Genomic DNA, 20,103 nt, shown 5'->3' on the forward strand with positions numbered 1-20,103 from the left:
TATGCCTTTAGTTTTTCTACCATAGAAATATAATTAAATTTGTAAGGATAAATAAAATTAATATGCAATCGTACGGAATTAAAGCCTTACTTGAAAAAGGCAAAGATTTATTACTTCAAGAAGTAGTTGTTAACGGATGGGTGAGATCATTTAGAAGTAATCGCTTCATCGCATTAAATGATGGATCTACAATTAATAATATACAAGTAGTAATAGATTTCGAAAATTTTGACGAGTCAATTATAAAACAAATTTCTACTGCAGCATCTTTACGAGTTATAGGTGAAGTTGTAGAAAGTCAAGGTGCTGGTCAAGCTATCGAAATTATTGCTAAAGAGATTATAGTTTTAGGAGTTGCAAACTCAGACGAAGTTCAAGGAACTATTTTACAACCAAAACAACATTCTTTAGAAACATTACGTGAGCAAGCTCATTTACGTTTCCGTACAAATTTATTCGGTGCTATATTCCGTGTACGTAACTCGTTAATGTTTGCTGTACACAAATATTTTAATGAGAATGGATTTGTGTATATTAATACACCTATCATTACAGGATCTGATGCTGAAGGAGCTGGTGAAATGTTCCAAGTAACTAATCTAGATCTTAATAATTTACCAAAAACAGAAGAAGGGGCAATTGATTTTTCTGTGGATTTCTTTGGAAAAGCAACAAACTTAACTGTTTCTGGACAATTAGAAGGTGAAACTGCTGCAATGGGATTAGGTAAAGTATATACTTTTGGTCCAACTTTCCGTGCAGAGAATTCAAATACTTCTCGCCACTTAGCAGAATTCTGGATGATAGAACCAGAAGTTGCATTTTTTGATTTAGATCAAAATATGGATTTATCAGAAGATTTCATGAAATATGTAATTACATATGCAATGGAAAACTGTAAAGATGATTTAGATTTCTTAGCACAACGTTTTGATAAAGAGCAACAAAGTAAACCAGCTGCAGAGCGTTCAGAATTAGGATTATTAGAGCGTTTAGAATATGTTTTAAACAATAAATTTGTTCGTTTAACGTATACTGAAGCAATTGAAATTCTAAAAGAATCTAAACCAAATAAAAAAGGTAAATTTAAATATCCAATTGAAGGTTGGGGAGCAGATTTACAATCAGAACATGAACGTTATTTAGTTGAAAAGCACTTTAAAACCCCAGTAATTTTATTTGATTATCCAGCAGAAATCAAAGCATTTTATATGCGTATGAATGATGATGGTAAAACAGTAAGAGCAATGGATGTTTTATTCCCAGGAATTGGAGAAATCATTGGTGGGTCTCAACGAGAAGAGCGTTTAGATGTTTTAGATGAAAAAATGGCTAAATTTGGTATAGATCCAGAAGAATTATGGTGGTACCGCGACACACGTCGTTTTGGTTCAGTTCCGCATTCAGGTTTTGGATTAGGTTTAGAGCGTTTAGTTTTATTTGTAACAGGTATGGGGAACATCAGAGATGTAATTCCATTTCCTAGAACACCAAACAATGCAGAATTCTAGAATTTTTTAGAAAAAATATAACTATGGGTTTAATCAAAATTTTAGTATATTTAAAAAGGAGATTAGACCCATTTTTTTAACAAAGACCACATTTATGTTAAAGCAGGAACTAAATTTTAAATTACAACAGAAATTATCGCCTCAGCAAATTCAATTAATGAAGTTAGTTCAACTTCCAACAGTCGCTTTTGAACAACGTGTGAAAGAAGAGATGGAAGAAAATCCTGCATTAGATGATCAGACATCAGAATATGATGACGAATACGGAGAGCAGGATGATTGGAATACAGATAATGATGATTATGGCGATGACCAAGTAATTGATACAAGTGATATTAATATTGATGAGTATTTGAGTGACGACGACGTCCCTAATTATAAAACATATACAAATAATTATAGTGATGATGACGAGGAAAAATCTATTCCTTTTGCGCAGGGATTAAGTTTTATTGAATACTTGAAAGATCAAATTTATACTTACAGATTAACTGCACAACAATTTCAGATTGCTGAATTTATTTTAGGAAATATTGACGACGATGGATATATCCGTCGAGAATTAAAATCTTTGGTAGATGATTTAGCATTTACACAAAATATTTTCGTTGCTTACGAAGAAGTAGAAAATATTTTGGTGAATTATATCCAAAATTTAGATCCAGTTGGTGTTGGTGCACGTAATTTACAAGAGTGTTTATTGATTCAATTAGAGAATAAAACACAAACTGAAGCTGTTGAATTAGCTGAAAAGTTGATTTCAGAATCTTTTGATGCCTTTACAAAGAAGCATTATTCTAAGCTATTAACGAAGTATGATGTATCGGAAACGGAGTTAAAAGAAGCTATTTATGAAATAGAGCGTTTAAATCCAAAACCTGGTAAATCGTTTTCTTCTAGTGGGAAAATTGTAGAACAAATTACACCAGACTTTACCATTAATATTATCGATGGCGATTTAGAGTTATCGTTAAATGGAAGGAATGTACCAGAGTTAAGAATCTCTAATACGTTTGCAGAAATGCTAGATACGTATAAGAAAACTGAAAAGAAATCAAATCAGCAGAAGGAAGCTGTAATGTTTGTAAAACAAAAATTAGATTCAGCTAAGTGGTTTATAGATGCTATACAACAACGTCGTAATACATTATTGTATACCATGGAAGCTATCATGAAATTCCAGAAAGAATATTTCTTATCTGGTGATGAGACTAAGATAAAACCAATGATTCTTAAGGATATATCTGATCGTATTGGTATGGATATTTCTACAGTTTCTCGTGTCGCAAATTCTAAATATGTTGCAACGCCTTATGGTACTTTCTTAATCAAAGATTTATTCTCAGAATCTTTAACGAATGAAGATGGAGAAGAAGTTTCTACTCGCGAAATTAAACGAATTCTTCAAGATGTCATTCAGGATGAGGATAAGCGTAAACCATTGACTGATGAGAAATTAACTGAAATTTTGAAAGAAAAGGGTTATCCTATTGCACGACGTACTATTGCTAAATACCGTGAGCAACTTAGTATTCCTGTTGCTAGGTTAAGAAAAGAAATATAGTTTTAATATAAAAGTCATCTTTTAAAAGATGACTTTTTTTATAGGAATAATTTGTAAAATGACGAATTGGGGTAAATGGTTTGAGAAATCTTTTTGAAATGATTTTTTTCAAGAACTTTACAAGAAGCGATATTTTCATTTAATACCCATGCTTCTAGAATTTTGAAATTTTTATGTTTTAAAAAATTGATAAAGAATTTAACAACTTCTGTTGCATATCCTTTATTCCACGATTCTTTTGCTAATGAATAACCAATAATAGCTTTTGTATTAAATGGTTGATACATTATTGTACCAATTAAAATATTACTTTCTTTTTCAAAAATCCCATATCTCAATTCATAGTTAGTATTTCTTACAATTAAATCTCTTTCAATCATTTGAATACTATCTTCTATTGTTATATGAGGTTTAGATTGTCTATATTTCATAGCTTCAGTATCTGAATATATTTCAAATAACCGAAATATATCTTCTGATGTAAGCGTTCGAAAAAATAATCGGTCAGATTCCATTTTTAGTTTACTTTTGAGAGACTTAAATTAATATAATCATTAAAAGTAAATGAATACAATCGAAAAAAATAATCCAAATCTAATAAAAGCGTGGGTTTCTTATGATTGGGCCAATTCTGTCCACTCACTTGTCATTGCATCTGCCATATTTCCAGTTTATTACACAGCAATAACAAGAGGTGAGGATGGTAACCCGATCAAATTTTTAGGATTATTACCAGAATCAGCATTTAATTTTTCGTTGGCGATTGCATTTTTCTTTGTTATTGTACTATCTCCTGTTTTATCATCCATTGCCGATTTGATTGGGAATAAAATTAAATTTTTACGATTTTTCTGCTATTTAGGAAGTTTATCTTGTATTGGGATGTTCTTTTTTACTTCACCCGAATTAACTTGGTTGGGATTATTAATGAATATTACAGGAAGTATTGGTTTTTGGGGAAGTTTAGTATTTTATAATGCGTACTTACCAGAAATTGTTTCAGAAGATAAAATGGATTCTGTTTCAGCAAAAGGCTATATGTTTGGTTATATTGGCTCTGTTGTTTTATTATCAATTTGTTTAGCAATGATCCAATTTGCACCTACTGAATATACTTCTATCTTAACGCGTATCAGTTTCTTACTAACGGGAGTTTGGTGGATGGGATTTGGTCAAATTGCTTTATCAAAATTACCTAATAATTCTAACAATAGCGAAGTGCCGAAAGATATCTTTAAAAGTAGTTTCAAAAGGTTATCAAGTACATTCAAAGAATTAAATAGTTATAAAAATATACGTGTTTTCCTGGCAGGATTTTTCTTTTACAGCTTAGCAATGCAAACTATTTTCTTAATGGCGGCAATGTTTGGTAGTTCAGAAATCGGAATGGAAGATTCAGAATTAATTATGACAATCCTATTAATTCAAATTGAAGCAATACTTGGCGCGTGGTTATTTTCGTTTTTATCGGGGAAAATTGGAAATAAGATTACTTTATTAATTGGAATTTTTATTTGGGTAATTACATGTATAATTGGTTATTCTATTCAACCGAACCATCCAGATGTTAAATTACATTTCTACGGAATGGCTGCTTTAGTAGGATTGGTTATGGGAGGTTTACAGGCCTTATCACGTTCTACCTATGCAAAGTTATTACCGGAAACAAATGATACGACAACGTACTTTAGTTTTTACGATATCTTCGAAAAGTTTGCACTTTTCTTAGGATTAGTAATCTATGGCTTATTGATTGAATATACGGGAGGAATGAAAACATCTGCTTTAGCCATGGGTGTTTCTTTTGCGATTAGTTTTGTTATTTTGCTATTCTATAAAATGGAGAAGAAATAATGGGATATCATGATGAGGATGAGTTTTTAGATGATAATACTCGCTTTAATTATATCTTTACATAAATAAAAAAAGCGGCTAATTAATTAGTCGCTTTCTCTTTTATGAACGGTTCAAATTTTAAATCCGGGATATCATAAGGATCAAATCCGTTGAATAAATGTTCAATTAAATTTTTTACTTGATAATAATTGAATAATTTATAGTACGAAGCATCTTGATCTTCAAGTGGAATTTCGACCAAGAATAAAAATCGGTCGTACTTAGAAATTTGAACTGTATTGCCATCTTCATTTACAAATCCAATAAAACTACCATCATAATCTGGTAAATTATGGAAAATATCGACAGCTTGTTCTAAACTTCCTTCTAAAGGAAAGTTCGTTTCGACAAGTAAATTGTCGGCGTAATTTTCAAAGAATATTTTCACCCTGCAAATTTAAGAAATTTTAATCTATTTTATATAATCTCTTTTATTTCGTTTAAGATTTATTAAATTAGCATTCAAATTATGGAAAAATGAATTACGACATTATTATTATTGGAAGCGGACCAGGTGGATATGTAGCAGCTATTAGAGCTTCTCAATTAGGTAAAAAAGTTGCAATTGTTGAAAAAGCAGAGTTAGGAGGAATTTGTTTAAATTGGGGATGTATTCCAACTAAAGCATTATTAAAAAGTGCACAAGTATTTAAATATTTAAATCATGCGGAAGATTTTGGTTTAAATAAACCTTCTGATATTACGTTCGAATTTGGAAATGTAGTAAAGCGTAGTAGAGGAGTAGCAGATCGTATGAGCAAAGGTGTTCAATTCTTAATGAAAAAGAATAATATCGAAGTAATACAAGGTGCTGCAAAAGTTTTACCAGGTAAAAAAGTTAAAGTTACTGCAGCAGATGGATCTTCTAAAGAAATCAGCGCAGAAAATATAATTATTGCAACAGGAGCACGTTCTCGTGAATTACCTGCTTTGCCACAAGATGGTAAAAAAGTTATTGGTTACCGTGGTGCTTTAGCAATGGAAAAACAACCAAAATCGATGATTGTTGTTGGTTCTGGTGCTATCGGAGTTGAGTTTGCTCACTTTTATAATACATTAGGTACTAAAGTAACAGTTGTTGAATATTTACCACGTATTGTTCCAGTTGAGGATGAGGATATTTCAAAACAATTACAATTATCTTTAAAGAAATCTGGTATCAATATTTTAACAAATACAGAAGTTACAAGTGTAGATACAACTGGAGATTTAGTAAAAGCAACTATTAAAACTGCAAAAGGAGAAGAAATTATTGAAGCTGAAGTAGTGTTATCTGCTGCTGGAGTTGTTCCTAATACAGAAAATATTGGTTTAGAAGAAGTTGGAATTGCAACTGAAAGAGGAAAAATTGTCATCAATGATTTTTGTGAAACTTCTGTAAAAGGATATTATGCAATTGGTGATGTTGTAATGGGTGCAGATTTGGCTCACTTAGCATCTGCGCAAGGAATTCTTTGTGTTGAGCATATTGCTGGAGAAAAAGTAGAAGCAATAGATTACGGAAACATCCCAGGATGTACTTATTGTTCACCAGAAATAGCATCAGTTGGTTTAACAGAAGCAAAAGCAAGAGAAGCCGGATATGATGTAAAAGTGGGTAAATTCCCTTTCTCAGCAAACGGAAAAGCTGTTGCAAATGGTGCGGCAGACGGATTTGTAAAAGTTGTATTCGATGCTAAATATGGGGAATGGTTAGGTTGCCATATGATCGGAGATGGAGTTACTGAAATGATCGCAGAAGCAGTGGCAGCTCGTAAATTAGAAACAACTGCACATGAGATTATGAAATCTGTTCATCCACATCCAACGATGTCAGAAGCTATCATGGAAGCTGTAGAAGATGCTTACGGACACGCTATTCATATCTAAAATATTTTAAATAAAAATATATATATCAAAAAAAGGCATCTTAGGATGCCTTTTTTATTAAGTAATTAATATGGAATATATTCGTATATTTATGCATATCTAATTGCTTATGAAGATATTAGTCCTTTATTTATTCTTCTTTAATATATCTACTCAAATATTTGCACAGAATTCTACGTCATATAAAATTCTGGATGTAAATATAGAAGAGTGTTTAAGTACATATCCTAATATTATTTATTTTGATGACCAATTAAGAGGTCTAAAAAGTGAATTTGAAAAGTTTCATTCTGAGGAATATAACTTACTATATTGGACCTTTAAATATAGTTTATATCCATCTGCTGATGATGCTTACAACAATACTTCCCCATATCCAAACGACAGAATTGCACGTAATATTCCTGTTGATTTTAAAAATCCCTTAGTAATATATGCACAACTAAACCAAAATGTGACTACAAATCCGGTAAGAATAATAGTTAGATTTACATACAATTATTCTCAAAGACCTGGAGGTCGAAATGATTTTATCATTTTTGGTTGTTCATTAGATAATGATAGAAATACTTATAACTTAAATAAAGCTTTATTAGATATATATAGTTTTAATTATAATTATGATTTTTCATTCTACACAAATTTTCAAGATGCAAACTCAGAACGTAATCCCATACCTGAGTCTGAATGGCAGTCTTATGAGGTTTCTCCGCAAACTAATCAATTGTTTCTTAGAGTAAAATTTAAAAATGATTATGAATATGGATCAGATTGTTTTTCAATATTTGCGTTGACGTTAGAAACTCGTCAATTTCATGATTATATGAGTCAGAAAGAATTTACTTTTTGTGGTATCCCATATATCATAAATGGTCCTGTTGACAAAAATAATTTATTTCAGTTTTCAAATTTTGAATGGTTTCACAATGGAGAATTAAAGTCTAGCCAACATCAAGTGGAGATAGATGCTTTAGGAGAATGGACCGTTTACTTTGATATCAATACAGGATGTAGATCTTCGATTACAATTAGTGTTGTAGAAGAAGACATATACAGCTATATACAGAATGTAAGGTCAACAATGACCCAAGTAATCATTGAACCAACTTTACCTAATAAGATTTCTTCATATTCAAGAGATGGGATTAATTGGCAAACTTCAAATATTTTTAATGCTGTTAATGAACTAGATTTTGTCTTTTATATTAAAAACAATTTAGGTTGTATTTTAGGACCATACAATTATAATTTATCAAATTTTTTTAATTTCCTTAGCCCAAATAATGATGGAGTTAATGATAAATGGGATATTAGGTCAGAATTTAAGAATGATATCAACTTTATTAAAATATTTGATCGTTCAGGAAGATTAATTATTGAAGGTTTATTAAAAGATATTTTACCTTGGAATGGTTATATAAACAATTATCCGTTAGCATCAGGAACCTATTGGTATATTATATATAATAATGAATTAACATTGAAAGAAGGTAGTATTATGATTAAAAGATAGATATGTGTGATTCAATAAACATATTAAGATAATATTAAATTATTTAAAATCCTAATTTTATTTATTGTAAATCCTAATTTTAAATTATATTTGCAATACCATAAAACTATTAAAAACTTTAAAAATTATTATATATGAAAAAATTCTATTCTTTAGTGGCTATCGCTGCAGCATCTTTAACTTTTGCTCAAGGTTCTGAAACTTTCGAAACTCAAACAATTTTATCTCAATCAGGAAATAGTTATGCAGATGGGTCTTTCCAAGGTGAAACTTCTGGAGTTATGGTTAATTTTGTTCACGCAAGAGACCAAGCTGAATTCCCAATTAGTGGTAAAGGTATTATGTTAAGAAGATCTGATGAGCCAAGTTCAGTAGAATTTGTTATTCCTGATGGAGTTGGTGAATTCAAATTTCAATATAGAAAAGCTTTTACAAGTGGTACCGTAAGACAATTATCAGTTTATGTTAATGGAGAGTTAGCTGATACTACTGCTGAATATGGAGAAGGTTCTGGAGAACAAGGTCAAATTTATACTTTTTCAGTTCCAGTAAATAAAGCAGGTCAAGTTAAAGTAAAAATCACTTATTCTGATGCAATGACTGTAGGAAACCGTCAAACTACAATTGATAATGTATCTTGGGATAAGAACTTAGGTGTAGCTGATTATACTCAAGCTGCTAAAGCTATTCAAAATACAGTTTGGACTGATACAGCTTCATTTTCAACAAAAGGAAATGCGAAAGTTGAGGTTTACAATGTAAATGGACAATTAGTAAAATCTTTAGAAGTTAATGGTAACAAAAATGTTAATGTTGCTGATTTAGCTAAAGGTATTTACTTCGTAAGTTCAACGCAAGAAGGTAAAACTATTACAACTAAAGTTGTAAAAAAATAATTAGTATCTAATTCTTTTAAATATTGAAGCCACTCATTAGAGTGGCTTTTTTATGTACAATTATTCTTCTATTTTTTGAATTTTGAAGCCTGCATCAGTTACAGCTTCTACAACTTCACTTAGCTCAATATCTTTTCCTACACTTAGTATCTTATCAGGATTTTCAGTATCAACTTTCCAATTTCCCTCACCGATCGCTTCATCTAAAAAAGGTTTTACAGACTTAATGCAATTTCCACAATTTATATTTGTTTTGAACTTTATTTCTGACATATTATATTATTTTAAACTCAAATTTAATGAGTTTTACTTAATCTGCATTAGTATTAAATAAAAAAAGCATTCATAATGAATGCTTATAAATAAAGTATATAAATTAATTATCTACGTTTTTTAGAATTTTGTTTTAACTGACCTCTGTTTTGTGTCTTGGTTTTTGGTGGTTTACGTTTAGTAGGACCTCCTAAATTTACTTTTTTGTTTTTATCCTTTTTCTCGTGAAATGCAGCACCTCTTTCTTCTTCAATTTTTACTGTTGTAATTTGTTTCATTTTTACAACAGTTTTTTCAAAGTCCATTTTTGATTGATTGACTTTTACATTTTCTGGAAAATCAAGTTTTTCAGTCTCTTTTTCCATTAAATTTTCAATCTCAATCAATAAAACTTCTTCTTTTTCAGTGAAATAAGAAATAGCAATACCTGTTTTTTCTGCACGTCCTGTACGACCTATACGGTGTATATATTGTTCAGGAACTTCAGGTATTTCAAAATTAATCACGTGAGAAATGTCTGGGAAGTCTAAACCACGCGCCATAATATCCGTTGTTACAATACCTTTAATTTCATCTTTACGGTAACTTTCCATTACTCTAAGACGGAAATTTTGAGATTTATTAGAATGAATTACTCCAAATTCATCAGGAAATTCTTCTTCTAATTTTTCATAAATAATATCAGCGTGCTTCTTATTATTAGCAAAGATTAAAACCTTTTCTATAGAAGCTTCCGTTCTTAATTGATCAACTAATAAATTTAGTTTCGTATTAAAATTCTGAACAGGAATTGCTTTTTGGCTAATCTTGGTAATTGGTGTACCTGATCGAGCTAAAGAAATTTCTTCAGGTCTGTTAAAATATTCTTCTAACATTTCATCCACTTGATCAGTCATTGTTGCAGAAAATAAAATATTCTGACGTTTCTCATTCATCATAGAGAAAATGTTACGTAATTGGAATTTAAACCCTAAACTTAACATTTCATCAAATTCATCAATAACTAATTTTTTGACATCTTTAAACTGTAAATCATTGTTTAGAGCTAAATCCATCACACGACCTGGTGTACCAACTAAAATATCAACACCTTCATAGATTAATTCTTTTTGCGTATTAATATTTACACCTCCGTAAATACCTAATACACGTACATTAATAAACTGTGTTAATTGGTCTAATATATCTGTTACCTGAACTACTAATTCTCGTGTTGGCACAAGAATCATAATTTTCGGCATATGTGATTTCGAGAATTTGTACTCCTTTACTAAAGGTAAAAGATAGGCTAAAGTTTTACCAGTTCCGGTTTGAGCAATACCCATTATATCGCGTCCAGATAAAATCGGTTTATACGTTTTTATTTGGATCGGAGTAGGAGTTGTGATATTCATCTTTTCTAAAGCTGAATTCAATTGTGGGGGAAAGTTAAAATCTTCGAATGTAATATCCATGACGCAAAGATATAGATTTCTGACAAAATGTTTTTGTATTATTGAGTATAATAATGTAAAACAACCTTTTTTTATAGGTTAAAAGCACGTTTTTTTCGTACTTTTGCAGTCGATTAATAAACAAATAGAAATGAATTTAAAGCAACAAATCACACAATACGTTTTAGACGCGATCCAAAATGTCTTTGAAATTACTCCAGAATCTGTTGAAATACAATTCACAAGGAAAGAGTTTGAAGGTGATTATACTTTAGTTGTTTTCCCATTAATCCGTGCATTAAAAGGTAAACCAGAAGATATCGGTGCTAAAATTGGAGACAATTTAGTAGCAGAAGGTAAAATATCAGCTTATAACGTTGTTAAAGGTTTCCTTAATATGAGTATGAATTCAACAGATTTTATGGTTGATTTTACTCAAAATGCTGAAAATAAAAATTACGGAATAATTACACCAACTGCCGAGTCTCGTTCGGTAATGGTGGAATATTCTTCTCCAAATACAAATAAACCTTTACACTTAGGGCACGTACGTAATAATTTATTAGGTTATTCGGTTTCTCAAATTGTAGAAGCGGCGGGTAATAATGTGATCAAAACACAGATTATTAACGACCGTGGAATTCATATTTGTAAATCGATGATTGCTTGGCAACGTTTTGGAAATGGTGAAACACCAGCTTCTTCTGGATTAAAAGGAGATAAATTAGTTGGTAAATATTATGTGGAATTCGACAAGCATTACCGCACCGAAATTAAAGAATTGGTAGATGGTGGAATGCCTGAAGATGAAGCAAAAAAACAAGCGCCTATTTTCTTAGCTGCACAAGAAATGTTGCGTCAATGGGAAGCTCAGGTTCCAGAAGTTATACAACTTTGGGAAACAATGAATGGATGGGTTTATGCTGGTTTTGCAGAAACATACAAACGTTTAGGAGTTGCTTTTGACGAATATTTATATGAATCTAACACTTACATTTTAGGAAAAGATATTGTTGAAGAAGGTTTAGTAAAAGGAGTTTTCTATAAGAGAGAAGATGGTTCAGTTTGGATTGATTTAACAGCTGAAGGTTTAGATGAAAAATTAGTTTTACGTTCAGACGGAACATCTGTATACATTACGCAAGATTTAGGAACTGCTGTAGAGCGTTTTAAAAATAATCCTACATTAGAGGAATTAACGTATGTAGTAGGTAATGAACAAGACTATCATTTTAAAGTTTTATTCTTAATCTTAAAAAAATTAGGTTATGAATGGGCTGAAGCTTTACATCATTTATCTTACGGAATGGTTGATTTACCAAATGGTAAAATGAAATCTCGTGAAGGTACAGTTGTAGATGCAGATGATTTGATGGAAGAAATTTATCAAACTGCGAAAGAAATTTCTGAAGAGTTAGGAAAACTAGATGGATACGAAGAGGATGAAAAAGCAGCGCTATACGAGAAAATCGGTATGGGAGCTTTAAAATACTATATTTTAAAAGTAGATCCTAAGAAGCGTATTTTATTTGACCCACAAGAATCTGTAGATTTTAATGGTAATACAGGTCCTTTTGTTCAATATACTTATGCGCGTATCCAATCGTTATTAAGAAAAGAATCTCCTAAAGCTTTTGATATGGATGCGATCGAATTAAATGATGCTGAAAAAGAAATTATTCGTGCATTAAATGATTTTCAAGATACTATTAAGAAAGCATCTGTAGAATTATCTCCAGCATTAATTGCAAATTATGTCTACGAATTAGTTAAGTTGTTTAACTCATTCTATCAAAATAATTCAGTACTTAAAGTAGAAGACGAAAACGTAAAATCATTCCGTTTATACTTATCACAATGGGTTGCAAACACGATAGAATCTTCTTTACGTTTATTAGGAATTGAAGTTCCAGAAAGAATGTAAAATTTTAAATAATATATATATTACGCCTCATCTTTATGGATGAGGTTTTTTTATTTAAGAAATTTTAAATACATTATATAAAATAAATATTGATTAGAACAGTGCATTCTTTATCAATTCCAAATACTTTATTCCTTAAATCGTATCTTTGCAACTTAATCAAAAAAGATACTAATGAAACTAGGCGATTTATTACAAAAAAAGCCAAATGATCGATATAATTTACAACGTTTTGAGAATGCACAATCTTTTGTATATGACGAAGCTTTGATAGAAATTCATTCCGGGAAAGTTCAAACGAATTGGGTTATTTTTATGTTTCCACAAGTATTGGGTTTAGGTAAAAGTGATTCTTCTAAAGAATTTGCAATCGAATCTATTGAAGAAGCTAGAGCATATGTTCAGAACGAATCTTTGTGGGAAAATTATATAGAATTATTAGAAGTTTTAATGATGCATAAAGGAACTATACCTCAATTAATATTTGGTAAAAATGATGCAATGAAGTTGAAATCGAGTTTAACACTTTTTAATTTCGTTAAACCAAAAGAACCCCTTATTAAAAAGGTGCTGGAAACATTTTATCAGGGTCAAACAGATAAAAAAACGTTAGAAATCATTAAACAATTTAAGCAAAAAAAAGGTTAATCTTTATAAGATTAGCCTTTTTTCTTAGCTTATTTCGATCGGATAATTTGAAGCAACTTCAAAAATGAAATCCTTATTCTGTTTAATCAATCTAATAAGTTCTCTTAACTTTTCAGCGTCATGATCATTATCAAACATATCATCATGCATTAACAGAACCATGTGATTTTTATTTAACGTCTCATGGTTCTTTAAACGACTAACAATCCCATCATATATTTTAGAAGGATTCTCTAATGGATGATTTTTATTTAATCTTCGCCACTCATAATCCCAACCTAATATATAATACTTATGTTCTGCTAAATAATTTGCAGAATTTCTAGAAGCTTGATCATAATCATATTTAGTTTGTTTACCTAAGTGCCAAACATTTCGACCTGGTAAACGTACAAATCTATTTTTAAAAGTAAACATACTATCATTACGTATGACATCTTCTAATACAACAGATGGTTGTTTGTAATAACCCACAAACTTATTGCGATTAGCGTGGGAAAAGGTATGATTAGCAACCTCAATATATTGATTGGCTTTATAATCATCTATATGTTGTTGTAGGCGTTTAGTATAGGAATTAAGTCCTACAATAAAAACGGTTGCTTTAATTTGTTCTTCAGAGATAATCCGATTAATCTTCTCACTTCCTTTAAATGGTCCATCATCAAAAGTTAAATAAATATATAGTTTTGTAGAATCTATAATATTTTGTTGTGTTTGGATATGTTTATCCATTGAAAGCTGTATAGAATCATTTTTTAATGAATCTATAGATGCAATCGAATCATTATTATCAGATTGTATTGAACTATTTGTTAAAGAAGGAGTTTCTTCAAAAATATTTTCGGTTTGAAAAGAATTACAAGAAGAAAATAATAAATTTACAAATAGAAATAACAAAATAATAGGGTGGTAGATAGAGGTTTTCATTAGATTGTGTTTCTACCGCGAAAATACAACATATGTGGAAATTTAATGTATAAATATTAATAATTAACATAAAAAAAGAGCGAGAAAATCACTCTTCATGTTATTTAATTAAATAATTGCTTTATAACTTGTAAAACTCCATCATCATCATTTGAAGGCGCTTCAAAATTAGCAACTTCTTTTACACTTGGATGTGCATTGGCCATAGCATAACTATACTTTGCAAGTTTCAGCATTTCAATATCATTCATATAATCTCCAAAAACCATTGTTTCGTCTTTAGTAATTCCTAATTTTTCTTGCAATTCTGTTAACGCTTTACCTTTATTGGTTCCTTTGTTCATCATATCCATCCAAAGCTCTCCAGAAATGACAACATTAAGATTGTTTTGTTCAAAACGCTTAAATTTTGGGTATAAATTTGTTGCTGAACCATCTGCATGATGTATAGCCACTTTGATAAACTGTTCGTTTTCGATAGCTAATAAATCATTAACTTGAATATTTTTAGAATAAAAATTTTGAAAAAACGCTAAAAAATCTTCATCTTTAGATTCTACATAAGCTGCATTTTTACCAGCCAAAACTAGATTTGCACCTTTTATGGTACGAGTTTCTAAAATAATATCTTTGATTAAATCTCGGTCTAATTCATCTACAAATACTTCATTTCCCTTATAAGTAACATATGTTCCGTTTTCTGCAATAATTGACATTTCGTCTTTATTATTTTCAAAATAACTCGTAATACTGTAAAATTGGCGACCGCTTGCAGGAACAAAATGAATATTATTGGCAATTAATTGTTGATGTATGGCGTTAAATTCAGGACTTAATTCGTGATTAGAACGTAACAGTGTTCCATCCATATCCGAAACGATAAGTTTTATATTTTTTAAATTCATAAGTAAAAAAAAGACCTCCTTAGAGGTCTGTAAATTTATAAATTTTTATTTTGTTCATCGGCATCACCTACCATAGTTCTTACAACACCAGGATTGGTTTGTTTTTTCTTCATTTTTAGATTCAAAAACTCAACTAAAACTGAAAATCCCATTGCAAAATAAATGTAACCTTTTGAAATATGTTGATCAAAACCTTCAGCTAATAAAGAAACTCCAATAAGTAATAGGAATGATAAAGCTAACATCTTAACTGTTGGATGATCATTAACGAACTTGGATACTGTAGAAGCGGAAATCATCATTACAATAACAGCAATAATAACAGCAGCAATCATCACTTCAATTTGATCGACCATACCAACTGCAGTAATTACTGAATCTAAAGAGAAAACAACATCTAAAATTAAAATCTGAATAATCGTTCCTGCAAAAGATTGAACCTTTGATTTTCCTTCTTCCTCAACAACACCTTCAATTTTATGATGAATTTCTACTGTTGATTTATAGATTAAAAATAAACCACCGATTAGAAGAATTAAATCTCGTCCCGAAATTGCTAATTTATCCAACCAATCTGGATCTGAAATGCCCATTAAATTCCCTAAATTGAATAAAGGGTTCGTTAAGCTCATCACCCAACTTAGCGATAAAAGTAAAAGTACACGAGTAAACATTGCAAGAAATAAACCCAATTTTTGAGCTTTTTTCTGTTGATGCTGAGGTAATTTCCCTGCTAAAATTGAAATAAAAACAATGTTATCTATTCCCAAAACTATTTCTAACATCGTTAGTGTAAGTAGTGCAATAAGTGCATCGGGTTGTAAAAAAATACTAAAATCCATTTTTATAATTAATTTGTCGAATATACAAGGTTAAATATTTCAATATATTACGTGTTAAAAATTTAATGTATTGATGATGATTATTTAATGAAAATTTAATGTGATTTTTTTTTTAATAGAAAAGTTATACAGATTACATTTGCCAAAACTTATATATGCTTTCTAAAGTACAGCTCCGATTACAATTTTTGGTATTGTTATGGGGATTTACCGGATTATTCGGAAAATTAGTAACAATTTCTGCTTTGCCAATGGTGTGGTTTAGGATGTCTATAGCAGCATTTGTAATTTTTATATATTTAAAATTAAAAAAACAGCAAATAAAAGTTTCCTCAAAACATTTAATTCAATTGTTATTAATTGGAGGAATTGTTGGTTTACATTGGTTTACATTTTATCAATCTATAAAAGTTTCCAATGTTGCAATTGCCTTAAGTACACTTTCATTAGGCGCCCTGTTTACCTCTATTATAGAGCCCATTTTATTTAAAAGAAAAGTAGTAATATCTGAAATTCTTTTATCTTTAGTTGTTTCCGGTTGTGTTATTTGGATTTTTAAAGCTTCACCTGAATATAAATTAGGAATAATATATGGTGTAATATGTAGCTTTCTATCAGCATTATTTTCTGTTTTAAATTCAACTTTCAAAGAACAAGTAAAACCAGCAAATATCACCTTCTATGAAATGATTGGAGGATTTCTAACAATTAATATTTTGATGATTGTTTTTCAGCCCGATACATTTAGTGAAGTAATAAATGTTGGATGGGCAAATTTTATGTGGCTTGCTTTGTTAGCAATTGTATTTACCGCGTTTGCTCAAATCGAATTTGTCAATTTGTATAAATATTTTTCACCTTATACCATTTTACTAAATGTAAATTTAGAACCCATATACGGAATTATATTAGCAAGTATAGTTTTTGGTGAATCAGAAAAAATGACGCCAGTATTTTACATAGCTACAGGAATTATGATCTTATCAATCATTGTAAATGGAATCATTAAGAACAAGTTTCCACAGTTTAATAAATAGTGAATTTGATAATATTTCAGACTTCAAATTGTCATATATGTAATATTTTGGATACGATAAATTTTTTCTTTTGGATAAAATTCTATATTTGTAAGAATTGAAAAGCAAACAAAAAAATGAATAATTCGATTATTAAAGGTGTTGGACACTACGTTCCTGAAAGAATCGTTACTAATTTCGATTTAGCAGAAATAATGGATACCAACGATGCGTGGATCCAAGAAAGAACAGGGATTGTTGAACGTAGACACATAGAACCTGGATCTAAAATTACTTCAACAGATTTAGGGATTAAAGCCGCACAAAATGCATTAAAAGATGCTGGTCTAACAGCACTAGATATAGATTTTATATTATTTGCTACACTATCTCCAGATTATTATTTTCCAGGAAATGGGGTTTTAGTGCAAAAAGCCTTAGGTTGTAGAACTATTGGTGCAATGGATATACGTAACCAATGTTCTGGATTTGTATATGCATTAACTACTGCTGATACATTTATAAAATCCGGAAAGTATAAAAATATATTAGTTATTGGTGCCGAAGTACATTCATTTGGATTAGATTTTTCTGACGAAGGACGTGGAGTTTCTGTAATTTTTGGAGATGGAGCAGGAGCTGTAATCGTTTCAGCTACTGATGATCCTAATAGAGGAATTTTAGCATCTAATTTACATTCTGAAGGAGAATATGCAGAAGAATTAGCTGTAACTTTTCCAGGAACTAAGTTAGGATGGGCTGATGAAATTTTAAAAGAAAATCATACGATTAGAAAGGAAGATATTTACCCACACATGAATGGAAATTATGTTTTTAAACATGCTGTAACACGTTTTCCAGAATCAATTCAAGAAGTATTAAAAGATGCTGAGTTAACTACAGAAAATATCGATTTATTTGTACCTCATCAAGCCAATCTAAGAATTTCACAGTTTGTCCAACGCCAGTTAGGTCTACCTGATGAAAAAGTTTTTAATAACATTCAGAAATATGGAAACACAACTGCTGCATCTATTCCTATTGCACTGAGTGAAGCAAAAGCAGAAGGTAAAATAAAAGAAGGTGATGTTGTATTAATGTCAGCTTTTGGTGCCGGTTTTACTTGGGGATCTGTTTTAATTAAATGGTAAAAACTTATCAATTATATTTTAAACCTTTCACAAATTGTGAAAGGTTTTATTTTAGGGTATTAACTTTAAACTCATAATTATTTAACAATAACTAAAACTTAAAACCCTAATAAAATTCAGCAATTTTATTATAACTAATCGTTATAGATGGATTATATTTGTATCAAATATTTAAAAATAAAAAATATAACCATATGAGTTCTTATGATGTTGCCGTAATCGGTGCTGGACCTGGAGGATATGTTGCTGCTATTCGTAGTGCACAATTAGGATTTAAAACTGTAATCATCGAAAAAAATAAATTAGGTGGTACATGTTTAAATGTTGGATGTATTCCGTCTAAAGCTTTATTAGATTCATCTCACCACTATCACGATGCTGTAAAGCATTTCGCTGAGCACGGTATTGAAATTGATGCTCCAAAAGTAAATTTTGGACAAATGATCACTCGTAAACAAGGAGTAATTGATCAAACAGTTTCTGGTATCAAATACTTAATGGACAAAAATAAAATTGATGTCTTAGAAGGTACTGGTGCATTCAAAGATGCTACTCATATTGTTGTTACTGCGGCTGATGGATCTACTCAAGAAATTGAAGCAAAATACACAATCATCGCTACAGGATCTGTTTCTTCAGAATTACCTTTTGCGCCAACTGACGGTAAAAGAATTATCACTTCTACAGAAGCTTTAGAATTACCAGAAGTACCTAAACACTTAATCGTTATCGGTGGAGGTGTTATTGGATTAGAGTTAGGATCTGTTTACTTACGTTTAGGATCAGAAGTTACTGTTGTTGAGTATGCAGACCGTGTAATCCCAGGAATGGATGGTGCATTATCTAAAGAGTTAACTAAGATTTTAAAGAAACAAGGAATGAAATTCCACACGTCTACAGGAGTTACATCTGTAACAAACAATGGAGACAATGTTACTTTAACAGCTACATCTAAAAAAGGTGAAGATTTAACAATCGAAGGAGACTACGCTTTAGTTGCTGTAGGTCGTCGTGCATTTACAGGATCTTTAGGTTTAGAAAATGTAGGAATCGAAGTTGACGAAAGAGGTCGTATCAAAACAAACGGTCACTTACAAACAAATGTAGCAAACATCTATGCAATTGGTGACGTTGTTGCTGGTGCAATGTTAGCACACAAAGCGGAAGAAGAAGGAACATTAGTTGCTGAATTCTTAGCAGGTCAAAAACCTCACATCAACTATAATTTAATCCCTGGTGTAGTTTATACTTGGCCAGAGGTTGCAGGAGTTGGACAAACAGAAGAGCAATTAAAAGAAGCTGGAATTGAATACAAATCTGGGTCTTTCAAATTTGCTGCTTTAGGACGTGCTCGTGCTTCTATGGATACGGATGGTTTCGTAAAAGTTTTAGCTGATAAAAATACAGACGAAATTTTAGGTATGCACATTATTGGTGCTCGTGCAGCAGATTTAATTGCTGAAGGAGTTACTGCGATGGAATTCCGTGCTTCAGCAGAAGATTTAACAAGAATGTCTCATGCTCACCCAACATTTTCAGAAGCAATTAAAGAAGCTGCTTTAGCTGCAACTGATAACCGTGCAATTCACGCTTAATTAAATTAAGAAAATATATCTTTAAAAGCGACTTCGTAAGAAGTCGCTTTTTTTATTCTACTATTTGTTAAACATATTTTTATATTTCCTAACATAGTAACTACTTTTGCCCATAAAATTCAACCTTACGATTAAAC

Annotated in this window: 18 protein-coding genes; 11 read left to right on the top strand and 7 right to left on the bottom strand. The window is 30.6% G+C overall.

All coding sequences use genetic code 11. From position 1 onward, the window contains the following. Positions 1 to 62: 62 nt before the first annotated feature. Both asnS and rpoN read left to right on the top strand, forming a co-directional pair. Positions 63 to 1,511 carry an asparagine--tRNA ligase gene (asnS, locus tag IM532_RS07095; RefSeq protein ID WP_194182757.1) on the top strand — a complete coding sequence of 483 codons (1,449 nt, stop codon included), beginning with the start codon at positions 63 to 65 and terminating at the stop codon, positions 1,509 to 1,511. Between the two features lie 94 nt (positions 1,512 to 1,605). Further along, on the top strand, positions 1,606 to 3,075 hold the full coding sequence (gene rpoN, locus IM532_RS07100) for an RNA polymerase factor sigma-54 (RefSeq protein ID WP_194182758.1): 1,470 nt from the start codon (positions 1,606 to 1,608) through the stop codon (positions 3,073 to 3,075). Positions 3,076 to 3,113: 38 nt separating this feature from the next. Here the strand turns inward: rpoN and IM532_RS07105 are convergent, their stop codons facing one another. Next, a complete protein-coding gene (locus tag IM532_RS07105; protein ID WP_194182759.1) occupies positions 3,114 to 3,590 on the bottom strand; it encodes a GNAT family N-acetyltransferase in 477 nt (158 codons plus the stop codon). Positions 3,591 to 3,639: 49 nt separating this feature from the next. Here IM532_RS07105 and IM532_RS07110 point away from each other — a divergent pair, with 49 nt between their 5' ends. After that, positions 3,640 to 4,929 (top strand): MFS transporter, encoded by a 1,290-nt coding sequence (locus IM532_RS07110; RefSeq protein WP_194182760.1) that lies wholly within the window; start codon positions 3,640 to 3,642, stop codon positions 4,927 to 4,929. 82 nt (positions 4,930 to 5,011) lie between these two features. Here IM532_RS07110 and IM532_RS07115 read toward each other — a convergent pair whose 3' ends face one another. Continuing rightward, positions 5,012 to 5,359, bottom strand: coding sequence for a hypothetical protein (locus IM532_RS07115; protein ID WP_194182761.1), 348 nt, complete (start codon positions 5,357 to 5,359; stop codon positions 5,012 to 5,014). A gap of 89 nt (positions 5,360 to 5,448) precedes the next feature. Between IM532_RS07115 and lpdA (IM532_RS07120) the strand changes: the two genes are divergently transcribed. From lpdA (IM532_RS07120) to IM532_RS07130, 3 genes are all read left to right on the top strand, one after another. Beyond that, positions 5,449 to 6,840 (top strand): dihydrolipoyl dehydrogenase, encoded by a 1,392-nt coding sequence (lpdA, locus tag IM532_RS07120; RefSeq protein ID WP_194182762.1) that lies wholly within the window; start codon positions 5,449 to 5,451, stop codon positions 6,838 to 6,840. Between the two features lie 109 nt (positions 6,841 to 6,949). After that, on the top strand, positions 6,950 to 8,353 hold the full coding sequence (locus tag IM532_RS07125; RefSeq protein WP_194182763.1) for a T9SS type B sorting domain-containing protein: 1,404 nt from the start codon (positions 6,950 to 6,952) through the stop codon (positions 8,351 to 8,353). Positions 8,354 to 8,487: 134 nt separating this feature from the next. After that, the gene (locus tag IM532_RS07130) at positions 8,488 to 9,249 is read left to right on the top strand and encodes a T9SS type A sorting domain-containing protein (protein WP_194182764.1); all 762 of its coding nucleotides are present in this window, start codon (positions 8,488 to 8,490) and stop codon (positions 9,247 to 9,249) included. 60 nt (positions 9,250 to 9,309) lie between these two features. Here the strand turns inward: IM532_RS07130 and IM532_RS07135 are convergent, their stop codons facing one another. After that, complete coding sequence (locus tag IM532_RS07135; RefSeq protein ID WP_194182765.1) at positions 9,310 to 9,522, bottom strand: heavy-metal-associated domain-containing protein; 213 nt, start codon at positions 9,520 to 9,522, stop codon at positions 9,310 to 9,312. A 107-nt stretch (positions 9,523 to 9,629) separates the two neighbouring features. Beyond that, positions 9,630 to 10,976: a DEAD/DEAH box helicase gene (locus tag IM532_RS07140; RefSeq protein ID WP_194182766.1), complete on the bottom strand. Its 1,347-nt coding sequence runs from the start codon at positions 10,974 to 10,976 to the stop codon at positions 9,630 to 9,632. A gap of 130 nt (positions 10,977 to 11,106) precedes the next feature. Here IM532_RS07140 and argS point away from each other — a divergent pair, with 130 nt between their 5' ends. Together argS and IM532_RS07150 are read left to right on the top strand one after the other, a co-directional pair. Further along, positions 11,107 to 12,879 carry an arginine--tRNA ligase gene (argS, locus tag IM532_RS07145; protein WP_194182767.1) on the top strand — a complete coding sequence of 591 codons (1,773 nt, stop codon included), beginning with the start codon at positions 11,107 to 11,109 and terminating at the stop codon, positions 12,877 to 12,879. Between the two features lie 174 nt (positions 12,880 to 13,053). Next, complete coding sequence (locus IM532_RS07150) at positions 13,054 to 13,527, top strand: DUF1810 domain-containing protein (protein WP_194182768.1); 474 nt, start codon at positions 13,054 to 13,056, stop codon at positions 13,525 to 13,527. 24 nt (positions 13,528 to 13,551) lie between these two features. Here IM532_RS07150 and IM532_RS07155 read toward each other — a convergent pair whose 3' ends face one another. From IM532_RS07155 to IM532_RS07165, 3 genes are all read right to left on the bottom strand, one after another. Continuing rightward, entirely contained in the window at positions 13,552 to 14,457 is a 906-nt protein-coding gene (locus IM532_RS07155) for a polysaccharide deacetylase family protein (RefSeq protein WP_194182769.1), read from the bottom strand. Between the two features lie 104 nt (positions 14,458 to 14,561). Continuing rightward, entirely contained in the window at positions 14,562 to 15,362 is an 801-nt protein-coding gene (locus IM532_RS07160; RefSeq protein WP_194182770.1) for an HAD family hydrolase, read from the bottom strand. Positions 15,363 to 15,397: 35 nt separating this feature from the next. After that, positions 15,398 to 16,204: a TerC family protein gene (locus IM532_RS07165; RefSeq protein ID WP_194182771.1), complete on the bottom strand. Its 807-nt coding sequence runs from the start codon at positions 16,202 to 16,204 to the stop codon at positions 15,398 to 15,400. Between the two features lie 155 nt (positions 16,205 to 16,359). Here IM532_RS07165 and IM532_RS07170 point away from each other — a divergent pair, with 155 nt between their 5' ends. The 3 genes from IM532_RS07170 (at position 16,360) to lpdA (IM532_RS07180) (ending at position 19,966) form a co-directional block, all read left to right on the top strand. Next, positions 16,360 to 17,241, top strand: coding sequence for a DMT family transporter (locus IM532_RS07170; protein ID WP_194182772.1), 882 nt, complete (start codon positions 16,360 to 16,362; stop codon positions 17,239 to 17,241). A gap of 116 nt (positions 17,242 to 17,357) precedes the next feature. Continuing rightward, the gene (locus tag IM532_RS07175; RefSeq protein WP_194182773.1) at positions 17,358 to 18,371 is read left to right on the top strand and encodes a 3-oxoacyl-ACP synthase III family protein; all 1,014 of its coding nucleotides are present in this window, start codon (positions 17,358 to 17,360) and stop codon (positions 18,369 to 18,371) included. A gap of 194 nt (positions 18,372 to 18,565) precedes the next feature. Then, entirely contained in the window at positions 18,566 to 19,966 is a 1,401-nt protein-coding gene (gene lpdA, locus IM532_RS07180) for a dihydrolipoyl dehydrogenase (protein ID WP_194182774.1), read from the top strand. Positions 19,967 to 20,103 lie beyond the last annotated feature (137 nt).

This window comes from Faecalibacter rhinopitheci, from assembly GCF_015234135.1.
GTDB classification, from domain to species: domain Bacteria; phylum Bacteroidota; class Bacteroidia; order Flavobacteriales; family Weeksellaceae; genus Empedobacter; species Empedobacter rhinopitheci.